Origin of the sequence: Schaalia sp. (genome assembly GCF_050312375.1) — a bacterium.
Lineage (GTDB): Bacteria > Actinomycetota > Actinomycetes > Actinomycetales > Actinomycetaceae > Pauljensenia > Pauljensenia hyovaginalis.
The window spans coordinates 1-23,367 of record NZ_JBNOYB010000051.1; the positions used below are offsets into that span (position 1 = coordinate 1).

General features: G+C 68.9%; 22 protein-coding genes and 1 riboswitch. Of the genes, 8 read left to right on the plus strand and 14 right to left on the minus strand.

Going from position 1 to position 23,367, the window contains the following annotated elements; translation table 11 throughout:
• From pepN to ACQY7V_RS04090, 7 genes are all read left to right on the plus strand, one after another.
• On the plus strand, positions 1-2,190 hold a 2,190-nt coding region (gene pepN, locus ACQY7V_RS04060), incomplete at its 5' end, for an aminopeptidase N (RefSeq protein WP_428639016.1).
• Between the two features lie 14 nt (positions 2,191-2,204).
• Positions 2,205-3,026 carry a DUF881 domain-containing protein gene (locus tag ACQY7V_RS04065; protein WP_428639017.1) on the plus strand — a complete coding sequence of 274 codons (822 nt, stop codon included), beginning with the start codon at positions 2,205-2,207 and terminating at the stop codon, positions 3,024-3,026.
• Between the two features lies 1 nt (position 3,027).
• On the plus strand, positions 3,028-3,360 hold the full coding sequence (locus ACQY7V_RS04070) for a small basic family protein (protein ID WP_184452564.1): 333 nt from the start codon (positions 3,028-3,030) through the stop codon (positions 3,358-3,360).
• Between the two features lies 1 nt (position 3,361).
• Entirely contained in the window at positions 3,362-4,123 is a 762-nt protein-coding gene (locus tag ACQY7V_RS04075; RefSeq protein ID WP_428639020.1) for a DUF881 domain-containing protein, read from the plus strand.
• Between the two features lie 79 nt (positions 4,124-4,202).
• Positions 4,203-4,631, plus strand: a complete 429-nt coding sequence (locus ACQY7V_RS04080; RefSeq protein ID WP_428639022.1) for an FHA domain-containing protein — start codon at positions 4,203-4,205, stop codon at positions 4,629-4,631.
• Positions 4,628-5,386, plus strand: a complete 759-nt coding sequence (locus tag ACQY7V_RS04085) for a MerR family transcriptional regulator (protein WP_428639023.1) — start codon at positions 4,628-4,630, stop codon at positions 5,384-5,386. Before ACQY7V_RS04080 ends, ACQY7V_RS04085 begins: the two co-directional genes overlap by 4 nt.
• Positions 5,387-5,539: 153 nt before the next feature.
• Positions 5,540-6,049, plus strand: a complete 510-nt coding sequence (locus ACQY7V_RS04090) for a MerR family transcriptional regulator (protein WP_154477908.1) — start codon at positions 5,540-5,542, stop codon at positions 6,047-6,049.
• 43 nt (positions 6,050-6,092) lie between these two features.
• On the opposite strand, the gene ACQY7V_RS04095 is transcribed toward ACQY7V_RS04090, so the two are convergent.
• Together ACQY7V_RS04095 and ACQY7V_RS04100 are read right to left on the minus strand one after the other, a co-directional pair.
• Entirely contained in the window at positions 6,093-7,607 is a 1,515-nt protein-coding gene (locus ACQY7V_RS04095; RefSeq protein WP_428639024.1) for an Hsp70 family protein, read from the minus strand.
• Positions 7,608-7,676: 69 nt separating this feature from the next.
• Positions 7,677-8,456, minus strand: a complete 780-nt coding sequence (locus ACQY7V_RS04100) for a phosphatase PAP2 family protein (protein WP_320836402.1) — start codon at positions 8,454-8,456, stop codon at positions 7,677-7,679.
• A gap of 222 nt (positions 8,457-8,678) precedes the next feature.
• On the opposite strand from ACQY7V_RS04100, the gene ACQY7V_RS04105 reads away from it, so the two are divergent.
• Positions 8,679-9,044: an RNA polymerase-binding protein RbpA gene (locus ACQY7V_RS04105; protein WP_154477629.1), complete on the plus strand. Its 366-nt coding sequence runs from the start codon at positions 8,679-8,681 to the stop codon at positions 9,042-9,044.
• A gap of 89 nt (positions 9,045-9,133) precedes the next feature.
• Here ACQY7V_RS04105 and lnt read toward each other — a convergent pair whose 3' ends face one another.
• From lnt to ACQY7V_RS04165, 12 genes are all read right to left on the minus strand, one after another.
• Entirely contained in the window at positions 9,134-10,783 is a 1,650-nt protein-coding gene (gene lnt / locus ACQY7V_RS04110; RefSeq protein WP_428639027.1) for an apolipoprotein N-acyltransferase, read from the minus strand.
• Positions 10,780-13,539, minus strand: coding sequence for a DEAD/DEAH box helicase (locus ACQY7V_RS04115; protein ID WP_428639029.1), 2,760 nt, complete (start codon positions 13,537-13,539; stop codon positions 10,780-10,782). Before ACQY7V_RS04115 ends, lnt begins: the two co-directional genes overlap by 4 nt.
• Positions 13,536-14,480: a helix-turn-helix transcriptional regulator gene (locus ACQY7V_RS04120; RefSeq protein ID WP_428639031.1), complete on the minus strand. Its 945-nt coding sequence runs from the start codon at positions 14,478-14,480 to the stop codon at positions 13,536-13,538. Before ACQY7V_RS04120 ends, ACQY7V_RS04115 begins: the two co-directional genes overlap by 4 nt.
• Positions 14,467-15,393, minus strand: coding sequence for a helix-turn-helix transcriptional regulator (locus ACQY7V_RS04125; protein ID WP_428639033.1), 927 nt, complete (start codon positions 15,391-15,393; stop codon positions 14,467-14,469). The genes ACQY7V_RS04120 and ACQY7V_RS04125 overlap by 14 nt, the downstream gene beginning before the upstream one ends.
• A 38-nt stretch (positions 15,394-15,431) precedes the next feature.
• On the minus strand, positions 15,432-16,277 hold the full coding sequence (gene hisG / locus ACQY7V_RS04130) for an ATP phosphoribosyltransferase (RefSeq protein WP_428639035.1): 846 nt from the start codon (positions 16,275-16,277) through the stop codon (positions 15,432-15,434).
• A gap of 7 nt (positions 16,278-16,284) precedes the next feature.
• Positions 16,285-16,548, minus strand: coding sequence for a phosphoribosyl-ATP diphosphatase (locus ACQY7V_RS04135; RefSeq protein WP_184452545.1), 264 nt, complete (start codon positions 16,546-16,548; stop codon positions 16,285-16,287).
• Between the two features lie 61 nt (positions 16,549-16,609).
• A complete protein-coding gene (locus ACQY7V_RS04140) occupies positions 16,610-17,635 on the minus strand; it encodes an ABC transporter substrate-binding protein (RefSeq protein ID WP_428639037.1) in 1,026 nt (341 codons plus the stop codon).
• A gap of 10 nt (positions 17,636-17,645) precedes the next feature.
• A complete protein-coding gene (locus ACQY7V_RS04145; protein ID WP_184452541.1) occupies positions 17,646-18,419 on the minus strand; it encodes an ABC transporter permease in 774 nt (257 codons plus the stop codon).
• 53 nt (positions 18,420-18,472) lie between these two features.
• Positions 18,473-18,597, minus strand: a riboswitch (FMN riboswitch).
• Positions 18,598-18,663: 66 nt separating this feature from the next.
• Complete coding sequence (gene rpe / locus ACQY7V_RS04150) at positions 18,664-19,326, minus strand: ribulose-phosphate 3-epimerase (RefSeq protein ID WP_235360900.1); 663 nt, start codon at positions 19,324-19,326, stop codon at positions 18,664-18,666.
• Positions 19,327-19,364: 38 nt separating this feature from the next.
• Complete coding sequence (locus ACQY7V_RS04155; RefSeq protein WP_320836408.1) at positions 19,365-20,834, minus strand: transcription antitermination factor NusB; 1,470 nt, start codon at positions 20,832-20,834, stop codon at positions 19,365-19,367.
• On the minus strand, positions 20,834-21,775 hold the full coding sequence (gene fmt, locus ACQY7V_RS04160; protein WP_428639039.1) for a methionyl-tRNA formyltransferase: 942 nt from the start codon (positions 21,773-21,775) through the stop codon (positions 20,834-20,836). The genes ACQY7V_RS04155 and fmt overlap by 1 nt, the downstream gene beginning before the upstream one ends.
• A 32-nt stretch (positions 21,776-21,807) precedes the next feature.
• On the minus strand, positions 21,808-23,367 hold a 1,560-nt coding region (locus ACQY7V_RS04165), incomplete at its 5' end, for a primosomal protein N' (RefSeq protein ID WP_428639041.1).

Below are 23,367 nucleotides of genomic sequence, written 5' to 3' on the forward strand. Positions count from 1 at the left end.
ACGCAGTTCGAGCCGAATGATGCGCATCGCGCCTGGCCCTGCTTCGACCAGCCGGACATGAAGGCCCGGTGGAGCTTCACCGTCGACGCCCCCGAAGGATGGGTCGTCTCCTCGAACGGTCAGGAGCTGTCGGCCCGCCCGATCGACGGCGGGGTGCGGCACGAGTTCTCGCCGACTCGCCCCCTGTCGAGCTACATCACCGCCGTCGTCGCCGGGCAGTGGGCCGTGGTCGACGGCGGCTCGTGGCGCGGGGGAGTCGAGGGCGAGGACCCCATCGAGGTCCCCTTGCGCCTCATGTGCCGTGCGGCCCTGGCGTCGTCGATGGATTCCGAGGACATCCTGGAGGTGACGAGGGCGGGCCTCGACTTCTACCACTCGGTCTACGGATTCGCCTATCCGTGGGGAGGCTACGATCAGGTGTTCGTCCCCGAATACAACCTGGGGGCGATGGAGAATCCGGGCTGCGTCACCTTCAACGAGACCTACCTGTCGCGGGAGACTCCGACCTTCGCGGAGCGCCAGCGCCGGGCGAATACGATCCTCCACGAGATGTGCCACATGTGGTTCGGAGATCTCGTCACTCCCCGGTGGTGGGACGACCTGTGGCTCAAGGAGTCCTTCGCAGAGAATCAGGGGGCCATCGCCGCAGCGCGTTCGACCGTCTACTCGGGGGAGCGGGCCGCCTTCGCCGTCGGCCGCAAGGCATGGGCCTACGAGCAGGATCAGATGCCCACGACCCACCCGATCGCCGCCGAGATCCCCGATGTGGGCGCGGCGAAGACGAACTTCGACGGGATCACCTACGCGAAGGGCGCGGCGGTCCTCGATCAGCTCGTCGCATGGGTCGGCGAGGAGGCCTTCTTCGCCGGCGCCAGGGAGTACTTCCGCCGCTACGCGTTCTCCTGCGCGACCTTCGACGATCTGCTCGAATGCCTCGGCGGGGCCGCGCACCTCGACCTGTCCGAGTGGGCGGACGCCTGGCTCAAGACCTCGGGCCCGTCGGTCCTCGAAGCCTCATGGACGACCGCCCCCTCGGGCGCGGTCACGGGGTTCACGCTCGTGGACGCCGCCGACTCGCCGGTCACGCGCCCACATCGCCTCCTCGTCACCGGGTGGGCCCTCGCCTCGGGCCGTCTCGAACGCCGATTCGCATCCGACCTGCGAATGGAAGGGCGCTCCGCCCTCGTCGATCCCCGGGCGAGTCTGGATCGGCCGGGCGCGGACGCCGAACTCGATCTCGTCGTCGTCAACGACGGCGACCTCACCTACGCGGTCTCGAGGCTCGACCCGCGATCGCAGGCGACGGCACTGGCCCGCATCGGGACCTGCCCCGAGCTCATGACGCGCTGCGTCGTCTGGGCGTCATTGTGGAACGCCGTCCGCGACGGCCTTCTCGATCCCTCCTCGTTCATCCGCTCGGCGCTGGCGCATGCCGAGCACGAAAGCGATGACGCCCTGGCTTCACGCCTCCTCGCCATGATCCGTGAAGCCGTCGGCTTCCTCGCCGGATCCAGGCGGGCCCCCGAGAGGGAGGGCGCGCTGACGGCCGCCCTGCGCCTGTCGAGAAGCGGCGATCCGGATCGCGCCCGCGCCTGGACGAGGCTCGCCATCGACCTCGCGACCAGCGCGGAGGTTCCGGGGACGGGCGATTTCCTCCGGGAGACCGCCTCGGCCCACACGCAGACCGGGTGGCTCGCCCGTGCGGCCCTGGCCGCCCGCGGCGAGGTCGACGAGGCCTGGCTCCTCGAGCGCTTCCACGAGTCGCCGAGCGGTGAAGCCGCACGGGCCCTGGTCCGCGCTCGAGCGGCTCTGCCCTCCGCCGAGGCGCACGAGGCGGCATGGAGCCTCATCACGGCCGTCGGCACCGCTAATGATCATCTCTCCGCGGCTTTCGAGGGCTTGGCGATCTCCGGCCTGGCCGACCCGGGCCGCGAGGACCGGGCCTTGGCGATCCTCGAGGAGTTCTGGAGCACCCGCACGATCGGCCTCGGCATTCGTTTCGTCACCGGCGCCTTCCTCGGGCAGGTCGACGTCGACGCCCCCTCGACCGGCGCTCATCGCGTCGAATCATTGACGACCTGGCTCGGCGCCCATCCCGATGCCCCCGCGCCCTTGAGGCGCCTCCTCATCGAGACCCTCGACTCGAGCGAGCGCCGCCTCCGCGTCCAGTCCCTGTGGGGTCGCCCATGAGCTCCGATCCCCGTATGCCGAAGGGGCCGGCGGGCGCGGGGGAGGGGGAGGACCCCGCGGCCTCCATGTCCCTCCTCAACCAGCTCCTCGCCAATCCGCTCGACCTCGGGTACACGCACTACGAGGAGCCCGCCTCCGGGGCGCTCAAGGCCTGGCACAAGGTCCTCGTGGTCCTCTTCTCCATCGCCCTCGGCCTCGCCTCGGTGACGGCCGTGAGCGCCCTGCGGGCCGCATCCGAGCATGATGTGGCCGACGAGCTGCGCGATCAGGCGAAATCCCGCCAGTTTGCGGTCGAGACCCTCCAATCGGACCTGAGCGCCCTGTCCGCCAGGGCGAATCGGACATCGAGCTCGAACGCCTCCGCGGATCTGGCCCCCTCCCTCGCCCTCGCTAATTCCCTGAAGGCCGCGCAAGGGCCCGGCCTCGTCGTGACCCTCAAGGACTCCGAAGCGGCCCCGAAGAACGGCACCACCGCCGGTCAGGTCCGCGATATCGACCTCAACGTGGTCGTGAACGCGCTGTGGTCGGCCGGCGCGGAGGCGATCGCCATCAACGACATCCGCATCGGCCCCGGAACCTTCATCAGACAGGCCGGATCGGTGATCCTCATCAACATCACGCCGATCCAATCGCCCTATGTCGTCACCGCCATCGGCGATGCCAATCCGATGTCGGTCGCCCTCGTCAGGGGCTCGACCGGGGACTTCCTCTCGAGCGCATCATCGGTCAACGGCATCGCGCTCACCAGCGCGGCCGATTCCTCACTCAGCCTTCCCGCGCTCGACCTGCGCGTCACGCGTACAGTCCAGACCCTCGACACCAGCGAAGGAGAATGACGTGCTCGCCGTCATCGGTCTCGTCCTGGGCATCGCCCTCGGACTCTACTTCGACCCGACCGTGCCCTCATGGGTGCAGCCGTTCCTCCCGGTCGCCGTCGTCGCCGGGCTCGACGCCCTCTTCGGCGCGACCAGGGCCTGGCTCGAGGGCGCCTTCCACGACCGGGTCTTCGTCATGTCGTTCTTCTGGAACGTCGTCGTCGCCTGCCTCCTCGTCCTGCTCGGCACCCAGCTCGGCGTGGGTTCCGCCATGACCACGGCGGTCGTCGTCGTCCTCGGCATCCGCATCTTCTCGAATACGGCTTCGATCCGCCGACTCATCTTCAAGGCCTGACATGTCGACACCGCCGCCTCCGCCCGGTACCCGCGCCTCGCGCGTCACCCTGGGCACCCGATTCCGCAAGGCGCTCTTCGCCCGTCCGCGCGCGATGCACGTGCTGCTGCTCGTCATCTGCCTCATCCTCGGGTTCGCGCTCGTCACCCAGGTGCGGGCGCAGCGCATGGATCCCCTCGATTCTCTCTCCGAGGAGGATCTCGTCGTGCTCCTCTCGGAGTTGTCCACTCAGGAGGACTCCCTGCGCCAGGAGCGCAATTCCCTTCAGCAGCAGGTTCAAGAGCTCGAGAGCGCCGCCACGGAGCAGGAGGCCGCTGCCGAGGCCGCGCGCCGGACCCTCGAGCAGGCGCGCATCAACGCGGGGCTCGTCGCGGTGCACGGGCCGGGGGTCCTCGTGCGCGTCACCGATCCCGCCTCGAGGCTCGCGTCGACTGAATTCGTCATGACACTCGGCGAGCTGCGCAACGCCGGCGCAGAGGCCGTCGAGCTCAACGGCGTGCGTCTGACGGCCCGTTCCTCCTTCACCTCCTCCGATTCTTCGACGCTCTACGTCGACGGCCAGCCGATGACCGCCCCTTACGATTGGAAGATCATCGGCGATCCGGACACGATCTCGACCGCATTGGAGATCCAGGCCGGCGCCGCGGCGCAGATGCGGGCCAAGGGGGCGCAGGTGTCGATCGTCGAGGCCGATGACGTCCTCATCGAGTCCACCGCCGCGCCGCTCGAGCCCCGATTCGCCTCCGCCGAAGGTTCGGAATAGGGCATCGGCGCGCTCACGGGCCCGAAGAGCGCTTAGACTTGCCCCAGATGTTGTGTTCAACCATTGACAAGGAGGGACGATGGAGCAGTCGCCTATGATCGATCCGACTTCCACTTCGCTATTCGGTCTGACCGCCGCCGATGACACCGACGCCCCCGTCGTTCTGTCGGCCCGGGATCGTGAGGCGGTCGAGGCCCTGCCCGCCGGGTCCGCGCTCCTCATCGTCCAGCGCGGCCCCAACACGGGGGCCCGTTTCCTCCTCGATCGTGAGGTGACGAATGCGGGGCGTTCGCCGAAGTCCGACATCTTCTTGGACGATGTGACGGTCTCGCGCAGGCACTGCCAGTTCCTCGCCGAGGACGGCGGGCACGTCGTGCGCGATTCTGGTTCCCTCAACGGCACCTACGTGAATCGCGAGCGCGTCGAGCAGCTCCGCCTCAGCGCCGGTGACGAGGTTCAGATCGGGAAGTACCGTCTCACCTACCAGCCGTCCACGAAGAACGCATGAGCGCCCTTCGTCAGGTCGAGGCGCCCCTTGAGGCGCCCGAACCGTGGCCCCGGGACGTCGACCGTTCGCCCGTCTTGTCGATCGGTCAGGTCGTTTCGGAGCTGAAGTCCGAGTATCCCGCGATCACCCTGTCCAAGGTGCGCTTCCTGGAGGAGCAGGGGCTCGTCAGCCCGGCGCGCACGGGGGCGGGGTATCGCAAGTATTCGCGCGCGGACATCGAGCGCCTCCGCTTCATCCTCGCCGCGCAGCGGGATTCCTTCACCCCTCTTAAGGTCATCGGGGATCAGCTGCGCGCGCTTGACGCGGGGCACGAGGTCCGCCCGGCCCCCAGGGCGCGCGTGGTGGCCTCCCAGGGTCGCGTCGTGCTGCCGGGCAACGCGCGTTCGATCTCGGCGCGCGACCTCGCCGATCTGACGGGCGTCGGGGTCGAGGCGCTCGAGCGCTTCGTGAAGCTCGGGCTCATCGCGCCGGATCTCGGGGGCTATTTCCCCTCCCGTGCGGTCCAGATCGTCTCCTTGCTCGTGGGCCTGGAGGATTCCGGTTTCGACGTGAGGCTCTTGAGGTCGGTGCGCACCGGTGCGGAACGCAGCGCGGACATCATCGCCCAGACTGTCGCCTCGCAGTCCTCGCGTTTGCGCTCGGGGGATGCCGAACGCGCGATCGCGCGCACGGGGGAGGCGGGGGAGCTCCTCGCCGACCTGCATCGGGAGTTCCTGCGCGTGTCCTTGTCCCAGCTGCATCCTCAGGGCGCTTGAGAACTCTTAATCTCAACTTGAAGGTGAGACTCTCCGCGCGCCTCATTGACCGGGCTCCCGCCTGCGCCTAGCGTGAGAGCTGCCGTCAACACCGATCCTTCGAAGGAGTGCTCAGTGAGCGCCGAATCCATTGATGCCGCCCAGCGGCAAGCCATGCTCTTCGGCGACCCCCTGGAAGGCCTCGAGGGTGACGGCCTCGGGTACCGCGGACCCGTCGCCTGCGCCGCCGCAGGCATCACTTATCGTCAGCTCGACTACTGGGCGCGCACCGGGCTCCTGCAGCCCTCCGTTCGCGCCGCGCGCGGCTCGGGCTCGCAGCGCCTCTACTCCTTCAAGGACATCCTCGTTCTCAAGATCGTCAAGAAGCTCCTGGACACGGGGGTCTCCCTGCAGCAGGTGCGCACCGCGGTCGTCCAGCTCCAGGACAGGGGAGTGGATGATCTCGCCTCCATCACCCTCATGAGCGACGGCGCCTCCGTGTACGAATGCACATCGACCGATGAGGTGATCGATCTTCTCCAGGGCGGTCAGGGCGTCTTCGGCATCGCGGTGGGGCGCGTCTGGCGCGAGGTCGAGGGCACGCTCGCCGATCTGCCGATCGAGCGCCTCGAACCGGTGGATGAGCTCGCGGAGCGCCGGCGCAAGAAGCGCTCGGTGTCCTGATCGGGCGGGGCCTTCGCCCCCGAGCGCCATCACCCCTTCGGATTCACCCCTCGCCCAGGCGGGCGGTGGCTGTGTAGCCGGTTTCGAGATCCTCGATTTCAACCTTCACGATCCCGTTCCCATCGACGAGATAGCGTTCTTCCACCAGGGGGCCGTCCTCGGTTCGGACGACGCCGATGCGGCCGAGATCGAGCCCCTTCGCACGGAGCTGCGGGTCGAAGGGCATCAGCAGCTCGCCGAAGGGGGAGACCTCGCCTCGGGGAACGCCTCCTTCATCGGCATCGCGGTATTCGACGAAGCGGTAGTAGCCGATGTTGTGCGCCGCGCGGTAGCGGCGGGTGACGACGGTGGACTCTCCCGGCGTCCATCTGGCATCGGGGGAGAGGAGGACGTCGAAGGAAACCGCCTGGCCGGAATCAAGTTCCCTGAAGACTCCGACGCCCCGCGAAAGACGATCGGCGAGCGAGTAGCCCGCCGCCTCGTCCGCGGCGATCGCCAGGCCGATCGCCGTCGATCCCGCCGTGTGCCCCGAACGATGCACCCGGCGCCCGAAGCTCGTCCGCAGCATCCTGGCGACGAGCGGGAGCCGGGATCCGCCCCCGACGACGTAGAGACCGGCCACCGAGTCCGGGAGGACCCGCTCGCCGTCCTCACGAGTGCAGAGCAGGGGCTCGAGGACTGCGAATGTGTGCGCAACGAGGGCTGAGGCCTTCTCGTAGAAGAGGGCGACCGGGATCGTGATCGCGCGACCGCGGACTTCCACATTCGCCGTCTTCGATTGCGGCGAGAGGGATTCCTTCGCGATCCGGCATTCTCGGAGCAGCGCGGCCCGCTCCGATTCCAGGAGGTCGATGGCGCGCAATCCTGCGCACTCGAGCGCGCAGGCGAGGAGCACCTCATCGAAGTCGTCACCGCCGAGCATGTTGTCGCCGCGCGAGGCGAGGACCGCGTGATCGGTGCCGACGGCTTCGACGAGCGAGGCGTCGAAGGTGCCGCCGCCGAGGTCGTAGACGAGCACCGAGGTGCGCCGGGAGTTCAGGGTCCCGGCATGCCGATGCGTGTACTCCAGACCCGCCGCCGAGGGCTCGTTGAGCATTTCGCGCACCGTCCACCCCGCCGCGCGGAAGGCCTCGAGCGTGAGGAAGCGCTGGGCGGACCACGCGTGCGCGGGGATGCCGACGACCGCTTCGAGGGGCTCTCCCGCCCCTCCGATCGAGACGGAGGACGAGGTGCGGATCATGTCGGCGAGGTGGGCGAGGAAGCGGGAGACGAGTTCGAGGAGGGGGTAGTCGCGGTTGGCGAGACGGACCGTCGATGTCGGGGACAGCTCGGGATCGGAGAGCAGCCGCTTGAAGGATCGCAGATGGGCGGCGCCCTCGAGGGCCGCGTCCTCCGCCTCGAAGCCGAAGAGCAGGCCCTCCTCGCCGAGAGCGATCACGGAGGGCACGTAGTCGTGATCGTCTCCGCTCGGGTCGATGAAGGAGACCAGGGGATAGTTGCCCCGATCGACGAGGGCGACGGTCGTGCGCGTGGTGCCGAAATCTACTCCGAACTTCATGGGCCCAGATTATCGCTGCTCAGGCGAGGGCGGTGCGCTCGTCTCCCATGATGCCGCGGGCGTGCGGGGTCAAGCCCTTTCGGCGGTCATCGGCGGATGGGGCTGCGGGGGAGGGGTGCGCAAAGCGGTGACTGCGCCCACGATGACCGCGGCCGCGATGCAGTACGAGACGCCGGCGAAGGCGTCGAGGACGTAGTGGTTCCCGGTCGCGATGATGACCGCGATCGTCATCACCGGGTGGGCGAGCAGGAGGAGGCGCTGCCACCACTTCGTCCAGACGAAGGCGCCGAGGACGACGGCCGTCCAGACGGCCCACCCCGTGTGCATCGAGGGCATCGCGCCGTAGGGGTTCGCGAGCGCCTCCGCGAACTGCGTGTAGCCCGAACCGACGGTCGATTGGGTCGCAACGGCGTCGACGTAGCCGAGTTCGGGCATGAGACGCGGAGGGGCCAGGGGATAGGTCCAATAGGTGAGGGCGGCGCCCCCGGTCATGAGGAAGAGGGAATTGCGGGCGAATCCGTAGCGCTCATGGCGCTTCACCCAGACGATGGCCAGCGCCGTGCATGTGAGGGCGAAGAAGGAGAGGGAATAGTACGTGGAGGCGATGCTCGCGAGGACGGGGCGGGCGTGCAGCCAGAGGTTGACGCCGAGCTCGATGTCGATGCCGAGGGCGCGCTCGACGGTGAGGATCTCACGCGCATTGGCGAAGGCGGTCCGGGGCAGGACCGGCGCGAGGAAGCAGAGCGCGGAGTAGGCGGCCGCGCTCACCAGGACGAGGGCGATCTCGATGAGGCCGCTCCGGGGCTTCACCCGGGTCGCGACTCCGACTGACTCAAGAGCGGTGCTCACACATTCCTCGATTCCCGCCGGATCATTCGGCTCGGCGTCCAGCGCTCCATCGTATGCGCGGCGGGGGGAGTTCTCGAGAAGGTCCGGCGCGAATCGGGGGGAATCGGGAGTGATCCCTGATACGAAAGCGCTGATCTGACATAATGTACATTATCGGTTCGGCGGCCAGGGGGGAAGTCCGCTAAAATACCGGGGGTTCCACTATCCACTGAGGAGGACGTCATGGCGGATCGCGCACTTCGAGGCATGCAGATCGGATCGAAGTCGATGGAGTCCGAGGACGGCGTCGTCTTCGCGGATCGCTACACGGTCAAGTACGCCTGCCCCAACGGGCACGTCTTCGAGATGCCCCTGTCGGTGGAAGCCACTGCGCCGCCCACGTGGGAATGCCGTTGCGGCACCACCGCGGAACTCGTCGGCGAGGCCCCCGAGGACACCGAGACGAAGCCCGCGAAGCCCGTGCGCACCCACTGGGACATGCTCTGCGAGCGCCGCAGCCTCGAGGAGCTCGAAGTCGTCCTCAACGAGCAGCTCACCGCCTACCGCGAAGGCCGACTTCGCCCCGAGGGCCACTACCGCAAGAGCTGAGCCCCCGCCTTCGGGCCGACGCCCGGCACGAGCGATCGACGAAGCGGACGCCCCAGATCTGACATAACGTTGGATCCGGGGCGTTGCTCTCATTCCCCCTCGTCTCGCACTCCCGGCCCGCGTCTTGGCGGCTCCCCCGTCCCTCTCCTCGAAGCGCTCACCCGGGATGCCTGAGCGCCCGGCCGTTTCCGGAGCCGAGTCAGCAGCGCGCGGCCGATGAGCGCAACGAGGCTGAGGAGGGTGAAGAGGCCGCACGCCGACATGATGATGAGGGTCGGCCACTCCCCCATGCGCGCCGAGGGCGTGAGCGCGGTCCGCAATGGGAGCGATTCGATGAGATACTCCGCGCTCTGGCGCCCGGTCTTCGCTTGAATCGCACCATTCGGCCTGATCACAACGGATTCTCCGGTTGTCGATGCTTGGATCGCCGAACGTGAGAACTCCAATGCCCTGAACCTCAGCAACTGCGCCTGCTGGGCGGATTCGGCCGAAGTGCGGAAATGGTAGTTGTTCGAGGGCGCGACGATGAGCTGACCGCCCTCGCGCACGCCCTGCCCGATCACCGAGGAGTAGGCCGATTCGAAGCAGATGCCGACCGCGACGGGGATCGTGCGTGAATCCGCGAGCTCCACGTGCATGAGCGCCGGATTATCAGCCGCGGCCATATCGATGTTGACCTGCGCGGCCTCCGTGGCGAGCGCTGAGATGAAGGACCGGAAGGGAATGAATTCACCGAAGGGAACGGGCTTCTGCTTCGCGTACAGCTCGCCCTCGTCCAAGCCCGCCCCCCGATACCAGACGCCCAACCAGTTCCACCGGTAGCCGTCCTTCATATTCGCGAATCCGAAGAGGATCGGCGCGTCGAGGATCCGCGCGGCCGAATCGAGGGAGCCGGACACGATCGAGGATTCCCGAGGATCGCGGTCCGCAGCCGTCTCCCCCCAGATCGCGAGGTCGACCGGCGCCTCGGCGTGTTCAGCGAGCTCGCGCGAGACGGCCGCGTGATTCGCGGTCACCTTGCCCTCGATCGCGAAGGTCTGGGGCCCTGGCAGCTCGATGTTCCCCTGAACGACGCCTACTCTAAGCGATCCCGCCTCCTGAGAAGCGGCGAGGGGCGCCAGGGCGCTGCCGATGACCAGGGCCAGCGCGAGGAGGACGAGGAGGGGACGAGTCCACCAGTGCTTCACGTCCTCATCGGTGCGCAAGGAGAAGGCCCTGCGCACGAGCACCGCGAGCGTGACGACGACGACCGAGACGAGGACCTCCCCCCCGAAGGGCGCGAGCCTCCCCAACGGAGAGTCGACCTGGGGAATCGCGACATTGCCCCAGGGGAAGCCCGACCAGGGGAAGTGCCCGCGCGCCTGTTCGACGCCCACCCAGCTCAGGACGTAGACGAGGATCTGCCCCCACCAGGCGCGCGCCCAGGCCCAGACCGATGCGAGGCGCACGATGAGCACCCAGGCCAGGAGCCAGCAGATCTGCGTCGCCGCCAGCGCGAACCACGGGAGCCTCCCACCGGTGGCGAGCACGACCCAATCGGTGAGCGGAAGCCACCAGCAGGCGCCGAAGACGAAGGCGGCCGCGAGAGCCCGCCCCGTCGAGGCGTGATCGACGAGGGCGAAGAGGACCGCCAGCGAAGGGACGATGAGCCACCACCACGACAGGTCCGGGAAGGCGGCCCACATGGCGAATCCGGCACCGGCGGCGAGCAGCAGCCGTCGAAGACCCGACCAGCTCACGGCGCGCTCCAGGAGACGACGCCGCGGACCAGAAGATCCTTCGCCCGACGCGCTCCGGCCGCGAGTCCGGGATCATCGAGCCCGCGGAGCTGATCGAGCAGATCCACCACCTGACGGATCCAACGGACGAAGTCACCGCCCTGCATCTCCTCCTCAAGGAGAGCGGTGGACAGACTCGCACCATTCGCCCATGCCAGACAGGGCCCCATCAATCCCGGATCCGGAAGCGCAGACGCCTCCAGGCCCGCCGCCTCCTCAGCGTCGCGCACGCGTTCAGCCGCCCGGATCGTCGCCTCCCAGGCGCGCGAGAGCGAGGGCGGCAGATGCTCGGGCGGGCCCGCCGGTCCGTTCTCGGATCGCGATTCGAAGACGCAGGTCGATGCGATCGCAGCGAGCTCCGTATCACTCAGGCCCTCCCAGGCCCGGGATGAGAGCGCCTCCATGACGATGAGATCGCGTTCGCCGAAGATCCGGCGCAATCGCTGTCCGCGATCGGTCACGCGATCGCCGTCGATGAAGCCCAATCCCTCGAGGATCGCGCACACTTTATCGAAACGTTTCGCCACGGAGTGAGTCCGCGCGTCGATCCTCTCCTCGAGCGCCTTCTCCTCCCGATCAAGGCGCGCCCAGCGGTACCCGGCCTTCGCGTGCTCCTCGCGTTTCGGGCAGCGGTGCACGCCGTGGGACCGGAGCGCCGCTTCGAGAGCCCCGAGATCCAAGGCCTGCGCGCTTGCGACGACGGGTCGGGCCTCGACGAGCCGACCGGAGCGGACGAGACGCCGCAACTCCTCCGCGATGCGCGTGCGCTCCTTGTTCCTGCGCAGCGCCGAACCTCCCGCTATGCCCATCCGGCCCGCCTTGCGCAGATCCGCCGCGCAGTCCTGGGGCCCGAGGGTGTGGAACTTCCCATCGGTTCCGATGACCGTCGTCGAAACCCGGCCGATCGCGGTCTGGGACTGGAACGCGACGACCGCGTACAAGCTCCTGCGCCCCCGCCCATAGGCGATGACGTCCCCCGGCCCCAAGGAGGCGAGCAGATCGGACTGGGCGACTCGCGTCGCGCTCCTGCGCTCGCGGGCCGCCGCCTTCTGAGCCAGGGAGAGCTCGTCGCGCAGCCGGAAGTACTCCCCCGCATCCCCCAGATCGCACCGCATCGCCTCGCGCAGCGCGTCCTTCTCGGATTGAAGCTCCTTGACCCGCGCCGCGAGCCGCACGAGCGAACCGTCCGCCTGGAACTGCGCGAATGAGGTCTCCAGCACCGAGCGCGTCTTGGCGCGGGTCGAGTGATCGAGCAGGTTGACGACCATGTTGTAACGCGGAGTGAAAGCGCTGATGAGCGGATAGGTGCGCTTCGATGCGAGCGAGGCGACCTCCTCGGGCGCCACCGAGCCGCGATGAAGGACGAGTGCGTGCCCCTCCGTATCGATGCCGCGCCGACCGGCCCTCCCGGACAGCTGCGTGTACTCCCCCGGGCTCAGGCGCACGTGCTCGGCCCCGTTCCACTTCATCAAGGACTCGATGACGACCGAACGCGCCGGCATGTTGATCCCCAATGCGAGGGTCTCCGTCGCGTACACCATCTTGATGAGGCCCCGGGCGAAGAGGCGCTCGACGGCCTCCTTCATGAGGGGGAGCATCCCCGCATGGTGCGCGGCGACACCGCGCTCCAGCCCCTCGGCCCAGTGGGATACTCCCAGCACCGCGAAGTCCTCCGGCGAGATCGCCGCCGTCACCGACTCGATCTCACGGCGGATCCTCCGCGCCTCCTCGGGCGAGGTGAGCGTGATCCCCGCGCCGAGCACCTGATCGACCGCGGCCTCGCATCCCGCCCGGGAGAAGATGAATGTGATGGCGGGCAGGAGCCCCGCCCGATCGAGGCTGATGAGCGTCGAAGGCCTCGATTCGCGGGGCGCACGGGATCGGGGAAGGCGCCAATTCCGCGAACCGCGACCGCCCTCGTATCCGGAGGGGTTCGACACGGCGGCGAGGAGCTCCGGATTGAGGCGCCCCTCCTCCGGCCGATGCCCGGGGGCGTAGAGGTCGTAGATCGTCCTGCCGACCACCATGTGCTGATACAGGGGAACCGGCCGGACCTCGGAGACGATCACCCGGCAGCCGCCCCTCACCTCATGGATCCACGCGCCGAACTCCTCAGCATTCGAAACCGTGGCGGAAAGAGCGGCGACCCGGGCGCTCCTCGGCAGGTGGATGATGACCTCCTCCCACACCGGGCCCCGGAATCGGTCCGCGAGGTAATGCACCTCGTCGAGCACGACCGAATCCACATCGCCCAGGTCCGCGCCCGCGTAAATCATGTTCCTCAGGACCTCGGTCGTCATGACGACGACCGGAGCCCCCGGGTTGATCGAGGCGTCGCCGGTGAGCAGGCCCACGCCTTCGGGGCCGAAGCGCTCGCTCAACTCGGCGAACTTCTGGTTCGACAGGGCCTTGATCGGAGTGGTGTAGAAGCTCCGCCGCCCCTTGGACAGGGCCAATGACGTGGCGAATTCGCCGATGACGGTCTTCCCCGCCCCCGTGGGCGCGGCGACGAGGACGTTCTCCCCGCCTTCGAGGGCATCCATCGCCTCGATCTGGAACGCGTCGGGGAGGAAGGAGAGGCCGCGCACGTACTCGGCCCGATGCGTCTTCTCCCGCCTCATCGCGGCCTTGAAAAGGGCCATGCGCTCGGCCGCGCTCAGCGCTTCATCACCGGCGTCGACCGGCGCTTCACGGGATCGTCTCCGCTTCGGGCTCATCGCCCCTCCCCCGCAGTCGCCTCTCCCCAGGCCCGAAGGGCCCTGCGCGCCCGAGCGGCGCAGCGCGCCCTCGCATCCGCGGGGGCGTCGATGACGCAGGGGGCGAGATCAAGCAGCAGGGAGTCGAACCATCTCCCGTTCCATACGGGGACCTCCAATTCGATGTCCTCGCCGGATTCCCGCGTCCTCACCGTCGCGAATTCCTCGCCGACCCAACGGCCCCTGGCGGTGGTCCGCACGACCACCGTCTCTCCTGCGCTCGTCGCGGGCGACGCCGAGTGCGTGACCCGTCCCGGGAGGAGCTCGAGATCCGACATCCGCGAGATCGCGAAGTTCCTCTCACCCTCGGATTCACGGCACCATCCGCGCAGGATCCACTCTCCCCCGTCGAGACGCGCGTCCCAGGGCTCGACCTCCCTGCGCTTCGCGGGAGCGCCATCGCGCGCATAGGTGAAGGCCACCGGGATCGCGCCGCCGATCGCCCGGGCGAGAAGGTCCAGACGCACCCGGACGTCGGCGGTCTCCTCCGCGATCACGAGCGGATCGGCGACGCCCGAACCCGCCAGGGCACGCACGGCGAGCGCCGTCCGGGGGATCCGGGCCCTCAGCTCCGCGCCCAGACTGGGCGCGAGGGCGGCCAGCCCCACGAGGATCGCCGACGCCTCCTTGGCGGTCAGCCGCGGCGGCAGGTCCACGCCCATCGTGGAGTGGACCCGAAGACGGTCCTCGGCCTCGTAAAGGTCCCAGTCGATCTCGAAGGACGCTCCGGGAAGAGAATCACCCACTGATCCGAGCGCCTCGATATCGCGCCGGATCTGGCGCTTGGAACGCTGGAAGCGCGCGGCGGCATCCGCCACATCGGCACCGGGGTGCTCCCCGATCCAGGCGAGGAGGGACAGCAGACGCGTGATCGCGACGGGTACGACCTCAGGCATCGCCATCACCCCATGATTCGGCGACGCGAAGACGCTCGAGAATCTCCTCGCGCAAGTCCTCCGGTTCGAGGACGACCACGTCCTCGACCTCGCTGAGAATGCGGGACACCCACTCTCCCCTCTCCCCCGGCTCTCCGCGTGCCTCGCGCCACTTCCCGTCGCGAAGCCCGTCGCCTTCATCGATGAAGCGCCGGATCCCTCCGGCGGCTCCTTCACGGACGAGCAGCAGCGGGACGACGAGCTGCGCTTCGAAAGGACCCGCGACGTCCTCCGGAACGGGCCCTGCATCGCCGGGCTCTCCCAGGAACTCGACGGGCGAGTCGAATCGCGACAGCCTGAACAGGCGTTGGCCCTCGCGGTCAAGATCCGCTCCCCACAGGTACAGGGCCCGCCCGCGAACGACCAGTCGCCAGGGCTCGACCGCACGGGCGAAAGCGCCGTTCGCCGAACGGTACTCGAAGGACACGATCCGCCGATCCGCGATCGCCTCGACGATCCGGGCGACCGTCTCCGCCCCCTCGAGGCCGAGGGTGAGGCGCCCCGCCGCCGCAGAGGCGCCCGTCGAACGGGCCGCGATCTTCGGATCGATGAGCGAGGGATCCGCCTCGCGCGGGTTCCACGCCGAAACGGCGAGTTGGACGAGCGCCGCATCGAGATCATCGAGGGCGACCGGGGCCGACGCGAAGGAATCGGAGGAGATCGTGTAGGCGTCGTCCCCGCCGCCGACGAGTTCGATGAGGATGCCCGCATCGCGCAGCGCCGACTTGTCCCTCTGGAACTGGGACTCGAAAGCGGCATCGCTCAGGCCGCGATAGCCCGGCAGCTCCCTCAGCCTCCGTTTGCTCCTCGGGCGCTCGGCACCGAGGAGCTCGATGAGGAGCCCGAGGACCCGTGTGCTCGTTGAAACGTTCTCCTTCACGGGCCAAGCCTACGACCCGGAGGCGGCCTCCGCGCCGATCAGAGTCGGGACGCCTTGAGCTCGGTGACGATGATCCCGCGCGCGCCGGCCTCATGGAGGCGGTCGAGCACGAGATTGATCCCCTCGACCTCGACCATGACGCGAACCGCGCGCCAGTCCGAATCGAGGAGCGGGCTGATGGTCGGCGAATCGAAACCGGGCGCGATCGCGATCGTCTTCGCCAGGTCCTGCTCGCGGACGTTGAAGTCGACGATCACGTAGGAGCGCGCGACCTGCACGCCGCGGAGCCTGCGGTCCAGGGTCGCCAGGGCCGGGTCGTCGCGCAGCTCCTCGCGGGTGATGAGAACCGCCTCGGATTCGAGGATCGGCTCGCCGAAGACTTCAAGGCCCGCCGCCCTCAGCGTCGAACCGGTCTCGACGACATCAGCGATGAGGTCGGCCACGCCCAGGCGCACCGAGGACTCGACGGCCCCGTCGAGGTGCACGACCTCGGCCTCGATCCCCTTCGACTCCAGGTAGGAGCGAACGAGGTGATCGTAAGAGGCGCCGACCCGCTTCCCCGCGATCTCGCGAAGATCACCGATCCGCCCGATCGGCGCGGCGAATCGGAAAGTCGAGCGAGCGAATCCGAGCGCACGGTGCTCGACCGCCCGCGTCGCCGAATCGAGCAGGAGATCCCGTCCCGTGATCCCGGCATGGATCGAACCGCTCCCCACGTACACCGCGATGTCGCGCGGCCGCAGGAAGAACAGCTCCACATCGTTGACCGCGTCGGTGAGGACGAGCTCGCGCCCCCTGCGACGAGTGCGGTACCCCGCTTCAGCGAGGAGCTCGATGGCGGGTTCGGACAGTGATCCCTTATTGGGGACGGCAATGCGCAACATGGTTTCCTCAGAGGTGACGGTAGACGTCGTCGAGCGTGAGCCCCTTGGCGATCATCATCACCTGGGCGTGGTAGAGGAGCTGGGAGATCTCCAGGGCGCAGTCATCAAGGCTCTCGTACTCCGCGGCCATCCAGACCTCGCCCGCCTCCTCGATGATCTTCTTCCCGATCGCATGGACGCCCTTGTCGAGTTCGGCAACGGTCCCGGAACCCTCGGGGCGGGTTTGGGCCTTCTCGGACAGTTCGGCGAAGAGATTCTCGAATGTAGTCACGAGCCCACTCTAGAGGCAGGAAGCGCTCCCCCGCCCCGGCGTGCCGAAACTCGGAACGGGGCTACTCGACGGTCGCGTAGTCGTTCGTCACCACCGAGGACGGGTCGACGGGCCCTTGCAGCAGGCCGGGGATCGTCCCGAGGAAGGAGACCATCTTCGTCCAGGTGCCGGTGTCCTGAACGGGGCTCGGCGCACCGTCATCGCCCCGCCACAAGGGGATCGTCGCATCCAACACGGACTTCGCCGTTTGCAGGGTCGCGGTGTCCGACAGGGTGTCGTCCCTCAGCGCGGTTGCCTCCAAGGCGTGATCCGGGAAGGAGATCGCGGCATCGACGCCGGCGGTGATCGCCGCGACCGCCCGCTTGGCGAGCCCGGGGTTGGCCTCGGCCCACGCCCGTGTCGTGATGATCGAGGCGCCGACGAGGGGGACATCCGATCCCAGCGGGATCGAGTGGACGTTGAGCCCGGCGCGCTCCATCTGAACGAGGTCGTTGTTCGTGAAGCCGACGACGGCGTCGACCTGCCCTGCGGCGATCGCCGCCTGCTGGGTGTATCCGATAGACGCGATGGTCACGTCCTCGAGCGAAAGACCGCCCTCAGCCAGTGCGGCGAGGGTCGCATACCAATTGGATCCGTACTCCCCCGGAATGCCGATCGTCTTGCCCTTGAGATCGCTGAGCTGGGAGATGCCCGAACCCGAGGGAACGATCACCACACCGGGATACGAACGGTAATACGCGCCGATCGACACGAGATCCATCCCGGAGGCCGCGCCCACGACCGCCTCATCGCCCGAGGCGATGACGACGTCCTCGTCTCCTGCGACGAGGGCGGTGAAGAGGCCCTCATCGCCGCCGTGATGACGCAGGGTCACATCGATTCCTTGGTCGGCGAAGAGGCCGTCGTCTGCGGCGACGTACGCGGGCGAGAACTGAACATTGGGGATGTAGGTGAGCCCGAGGACCAGGGGGTCCGCACCGGCGGCCGCGGACTGCGCGGCGTCCGGCGTCGTCTGCCCGCCGCAGGCCGCAAGCACGAGGGCGGAGCACGCCGCGAGGGCGGCGAGACGGGGAATGGACGGCATCATGAGGGTTCCTTCACTGAGCGAGGGTGTACTTGTGCGAGCGCTCGATCCGGTAGATCACGACGTACACGATCGTCGCGAGCAGGCACAGGATCCCGATGATCACGAACATCCCCGCCGTGTCGACCGCGGCCCGGGCCTGCGTGAGGACCTGGCCGAGGCCCGCCCCGCCCATCACCATCTCGCCGACGACCGCACCGGTAACCGACAGGGTGAAGCCATTACGGATACCGCCGAGGATCGAGGGGGCGGCGAGCGGGAACTCGATGCCGAACACCATCGTCAGACCCGAGGCGCCGTCGAGCTCCGCGGCTTCGAGGATCTCCGGGTCGAGATGACGAAGGCCGACGGACGTCGAGACGAGGATCGGGAAGAAGACGATGAGCGCGCAGAGCACCGTGATCGAAGCGGGCCCGTAGCCAATCCACAGAACGAGGAGCGGCGCGAGGGCGATCGCCGGAAGCGCTTGAGTGGCACCGAGGAAGGGCTCGACCGCCGCCGATACGAGGGGCGAACGGTAGATGAGGTACGCGAGGGGAAGGGCGACGAGTGCGCCGAGCAGCGAACCCGATAGCGCTTCGCCGGCCGTCACCGCGGTCTTCGACCACAGCGAGGCGGACGAGGCCATTGTGACCAGGCGCGCCCAGGTGCCGCCGGGACTCGGCAGGCGCCACGCTTCGATGCCGGAAAGACTCGTCGTCGCCCACCATGCGAGGAGTGCGAAGACGAGGAGCGCAATGGGCGCAATGACGCTCGCGCGACGCGTCGGGCGATGTCTGCGTGCCACAGCGGTCCTTCCGGCACCGGGGTGCGCACGGCACGGGTGCGCCGATGCGCACCCCTATGCTCCTCCCATCCGGACTTTCACCGTCGGTATCGGAATTCCACCGATTCAACCATCTGCTGGCAGATGGGTCGCGGACTGTCACCGCCGGCTCGGACTTTCACCGACCCCGGAGCCGCTCCTATCATGCCACTGCGCACGACTGAGGGCGAACCGCTTCTCACGTACGGCGCGCCGCACCGGGGGCTCAGTGCATGTGCGCGTTCGCCAGGGCGCGAAGGACCTCGACCTCGGCGTAGGCGTCCTCGGCCTTGAAGACCGCCGATCCCGCCACGAAATTGTCCGCGCCGGCCTCGGCCGCCCGCTCGATCGTCGCCCTCGACACGCCGCCGTCGACCTGAATGGACAGCTCCAGTCCCGCGGCGCGCGCCGCCTCCCGGGTGCGGCGCACCTTCGGCAGCATCGACTCGATGAAGGACTGACCGCCGAATCCCGGTTCGACCGTCATCACGAGGATCATGTCGAACTCGGAGAGGATGTCGACGAAGGGCGCGATATCGGTCGCGGGCTTGAGGCCGAGCCCCACCTTGGAGCCGATGCGGTGCAGTTCCCGGGCCAGGCGGAGCGGCGCGTGCGCGGCCTCCGCGTGGAAGGTCACCGAGGCGCATCCCGCCTCCGCGTACAGCGGCGCCCAGCGATCGGGGTCCTCGATCATGAGGTGCGCATCGACGGGGAGGATGCCCGAGCCGACGACCGCTTCGACGACCGGCAGCCCCCACGACAGGTTCGGCACGAAGTGGTTGTCCATCACGTCGACGTGGGCGACGTCCGCCCCGGAGATCTTCTCGAGCTCCCCGCGCAGGTCGCCGATATCGCAGTTGAGGATCGAAGGTGAGATCGTCGCGTTCATGCACCCATGCTATCGGGTCCGGCCCCTCCCAAGGCCGCTCATCGACGTCTGAAGAGGGAGATGAACATGAGATCGGTGCCCATCCGGTGCTCCCAGAGCTGAAGCACCCGCCCCTTCGAAGCGGCGACCGCCCCTGCGCCCTCGGGAACTCCGAGCGACTCGGGAACGAGCGACTCCGCCAGTGCCACCGCGTCGAGCAGCTCGAGGTCGCCCCTGTCGAGAAGGCGCTCCACCTGCCCGAGGGTCTCATCGACCTGGGGCGAACAGGTGACGTAAGCGAGCACTCCCCCGGGTCGCAAGAGCTCGGCGCCCCGCGCGGCCAGTGCCGCCTGGAGGGGAAGGAGATCCTGAAGGTCCTCCGGCTTGCGGCGCCATCGGGACTCCGGGCGCCTGCGCATCGAACCCATGCCGGTGCAGGGGGCGTCGACCATGATCCGGTCGAAGGAGGCGAGCGGCCACAGCGTCTTCGGCCCGCCGAAGCTCCTTCCGTCGGCGGAGACGACGTCGACGTTGTCGAAGGCGCGGCAGGCGCGCTCGACCAGGCGCGCCCGGTGCGGGTGCACCTCGTTCGCCGTGAGCGCCGCGCCCCTGGGGGCGGCCAATGCGGCGAGGAGGCTCGCCTTGCCCCCGGGACCGGCGCACAGGTCGAGCCAGGAGGCATCGGGGCCTGTGAGCCCGGCTCCCGCGAGCAGGATCGCGGCGAGCTGGGAGCCCTCGTCCTGGACCCCTGCGAGTCCCGTGCGGATCGCGGTGAGGGCGGCGGGATCCCCGTGCTCGATGTGGACGGCGTACTCGCTGAAGGAGCCCGGCGCGACCCGGGTCCCGAGGACATCGGCCGCCTCATCGGCGAGTTCATCCGCCTCTATGAGGCCGGGCCGGGCGACGAGGGTCACGAGCGGGGGTTCGTTGTCGCCCGCCAGCAGCGGCTCGAGTTCATCGCTCGGATAGCCGTGAGCGGTGAGCGCCCTGCTGAATTCGCGGACCATCCATGCGGGATGGGAATGAGCGATCGCCGCGTGTTCGATCGGGTCCGCGATCCCCCCGAGCGCCTCCTCGAGTTCTCCGGGCGCCATCCGCGTGAGCGAGCGGAGCACGGCGTTCACCATGCGCGTCGGGCCGTCGGTGAGGACGTGGCGGGCGATGTCGACCGTCGTCGAGACCGCCGCATGGTCGGGGACGCGCATGTCCAGGATCTGATGCGCGCCCATGCGAAGCAGGACCCGGACTTCGAGATCGAGCTCGTCCATCGGCCGCGACAGGTGGCGCGACAGCGCCCAGTCGAGGCGCCCCTGGGCCCGCAAAGTACCGTTGACCAGCTCGGACGCCAGCCCAGCATCGCGTGAGTCGAGGCGCTCATCCGCGCGGGCGCGCCGCAGGGCCTTCGCGAGCGCGAGATTGGCGTAGGCGTCTTCGGAATACACCTGCATGAGGACGTCGAAGGCGATGCGCCGAGCGCCGTCGACCTTCGACAGCGCCCTGTAGCCGTCCTTGTAACGATGGGTCGCCATCAGGACCCCTCCCCTCGGCCGAGCCTCGCGAGCGGGTCGAGGCGGGCCCCGCGAGCCCATGCGCTCGCCTCCATCCACCCCTTGCCGGCAGGGGCGACCTCGCCCAGCTCAACCGAGCCGCGGGCGCAGCCGACCCTCACGCACCGCTTCCCCGCCTCCACGGCCCCCGGTTCAAGACCGTCCTCATCGCTCACCGTCACCGCACCGAGCTTGAGGCGCTTGCCGTCGGGCAGGACGGTCCATGCACCCGGGTTGGGCGACAGCGCCCGGATCCGCCGATCGACCTCGGCGGCCGATGAGAGGAAATCGATGAACCCGTCCTGCACGCTGAGCCGTCGGGCGTGGACGAGATCACCGCCCTCGTCCTGGGGGACGGCCACCGCGCTCCCGGCCCCGATGGCGTCGACGACCTCGAGGATCTGGCCGACGCCCAGCTCGGCCATGCGATCGAGCAGTTGCCCCGCCGTCTCATGGCCGATCTCGACCGGAAGGCGCGAGAACACCGGGCCCGAATCCAATCCCGCCTCCAGTTGGAACACCGAGGAGGCGGTGCGGGTCTCGCCGTTCAGGATCGCCCACTGCACCGGCGCGGCGCCGCGATACTGGGGAAGATCGGAGAAGTGGAGATTGATCCACCCGTGGGCGGGCATCTCGAGCACCTCGGCGGGGATGAGGGCGCCGTAGGCGACGACCACTCCCAAGTCCGCTTCGAGGCGGCGCACCCTGTCCCGGATCTCGGCGTCCTTGAAGTTCGAGGCCTCGATGACATCCAGGCCCGCTGCCGCCGCGACCTCCCCGACGGGTGAGGGCGACAGGGCGCGCCCCCGTCCCTTCCTCGCCGGAGGGCGGGTCAAGACGGCGACGACCTCATGATCCGATTCGATGAGGCCGCGCAGGACCGGGACTGCAGGGGCGGGCGTACCCGCGAAGACTATGCGCACCGCACCAGTCTACCCGTGCGGCGGCCTCGCCCTCAGAAGAGCTCGGGCGGATTCACGGTGAGGCGAAGGGGCGGCAGGCGCTTGGAGGAGCGGTGCTGCATGACGGCCCAGATATTCGCGAAGACCTTCGCGGAGTCCGCGTGATCGCAGCGGACGAGCGCCCTCGCCCTCGGCGCCTGCTCATCGTCGGATCCGAGCGGGATCGTGCCGATCACCTCGGCCTGCGCGGCCTGCGCCACCGCCGCGACGTCCGGGCCGGGCCCGTCGATGGCGATGAGCGTCTTCGCGGGGAAGTAGCCCAGCGCCGTGCGCTCGTCGAGGAGGCGTTGAGCGTAGTCCACCGGGTCGAAACGGATCAGGGCCTGGGCCATCGAGGTCTCCAAGGAGGAGGCTACGAGGGCGGGAGCGCCCGGCCGGACGAGGGCGAGGGCGTTGAACCAGCGGCGCATCGCCTCCTCCGGTGCCCAGAGCTCGGCCCGTCCCGCGATCGCCCGGGCGTCGAGGATCACCAGAGCCGCATAACCGCCGCTCGCTTCGGGCTCCGCACCGGCGGTGGCGATCACGACCTGCGGGTCCGCGGGGATTCTCCGCGTGATCGCATGCGTCGAAGACGAAGCGAGGACCGATGCCGTGGGCATGGCCCGGGCGATCTCCTCGGCGGTGCGCTCCGAACCCACGCGCGTATGGCGCAGCCGGGTGCCCGCGCATCTCGGGCAGCGCCAGTCGGCCATGGGCCGCGAGCACCATGCGCATGCGAAGCGCGAGTCGGAGGTCTTGGACACCGGTCCTGAGCAGTGCGGGCAATGGGCGATCGCGCGGCATCTGTCGCAGGAGACGACGGGCACGTACCCGGAGGCCCCGACGTGGACGAGCACCGGCCCCGATGCGAGCCCCTCACGGATCGTCCGCAGCGCCCAGGGTGAGATCCGCATCGCCCCGGCCGGCCCCTGGGCCTCGGCGTCGGCCTCGTCGGCGACGCGCACCACCGGCGAGAGCCCGCGCCTCGCCTCAACACCCTCGACGAGGCTCACCGCCCAGCCCGTCTCCACGAGGCGCTGGGCCTTCACGGAGCGCGAGTAGGCCGCGGCGACGAGCGCGCATCCTTCGATGTGGGACCTGGCAACGGCCACGTCGAGGGCGTCGCACCTGGGTGCGCGCTGCTCCCTCAGACGATCATCGCCGTCGTCCCAGACGATGATGAGACCGAGGTTCGCCAGAGGCGTCCACACGGCCGAGCGCGTGCCGACGACGATGCGGGTGAGGCCCCTCATGGCTTCGAGGTGGACGCGGTACCGGTGGGCCGGGGTCGATTCGGAGTCGATGAGGCGGACCTCGGCGTCGAGGTCTCGAGTGAGGAGCTCGGCCGTCGCCCGCGCCTGGGCCGAGGTGGGAAGGACGAGGAGGACGCCTCGTTCGGCATGGGCGGCCGCGGCGACCAGTTCGACGATGCGCGCATCCCGCTTCGCGCCGAGGGCGGTCCACACCGCGCGGGGGGCCAGCCCCGCGCCGATGCGCTCGAGGAGGGCCGGCGCCGCCGCAACGCCCCGCCAGGGCGCCGGATCGGGCGCCCTGCAGGCGCCGAGCGCCACAAC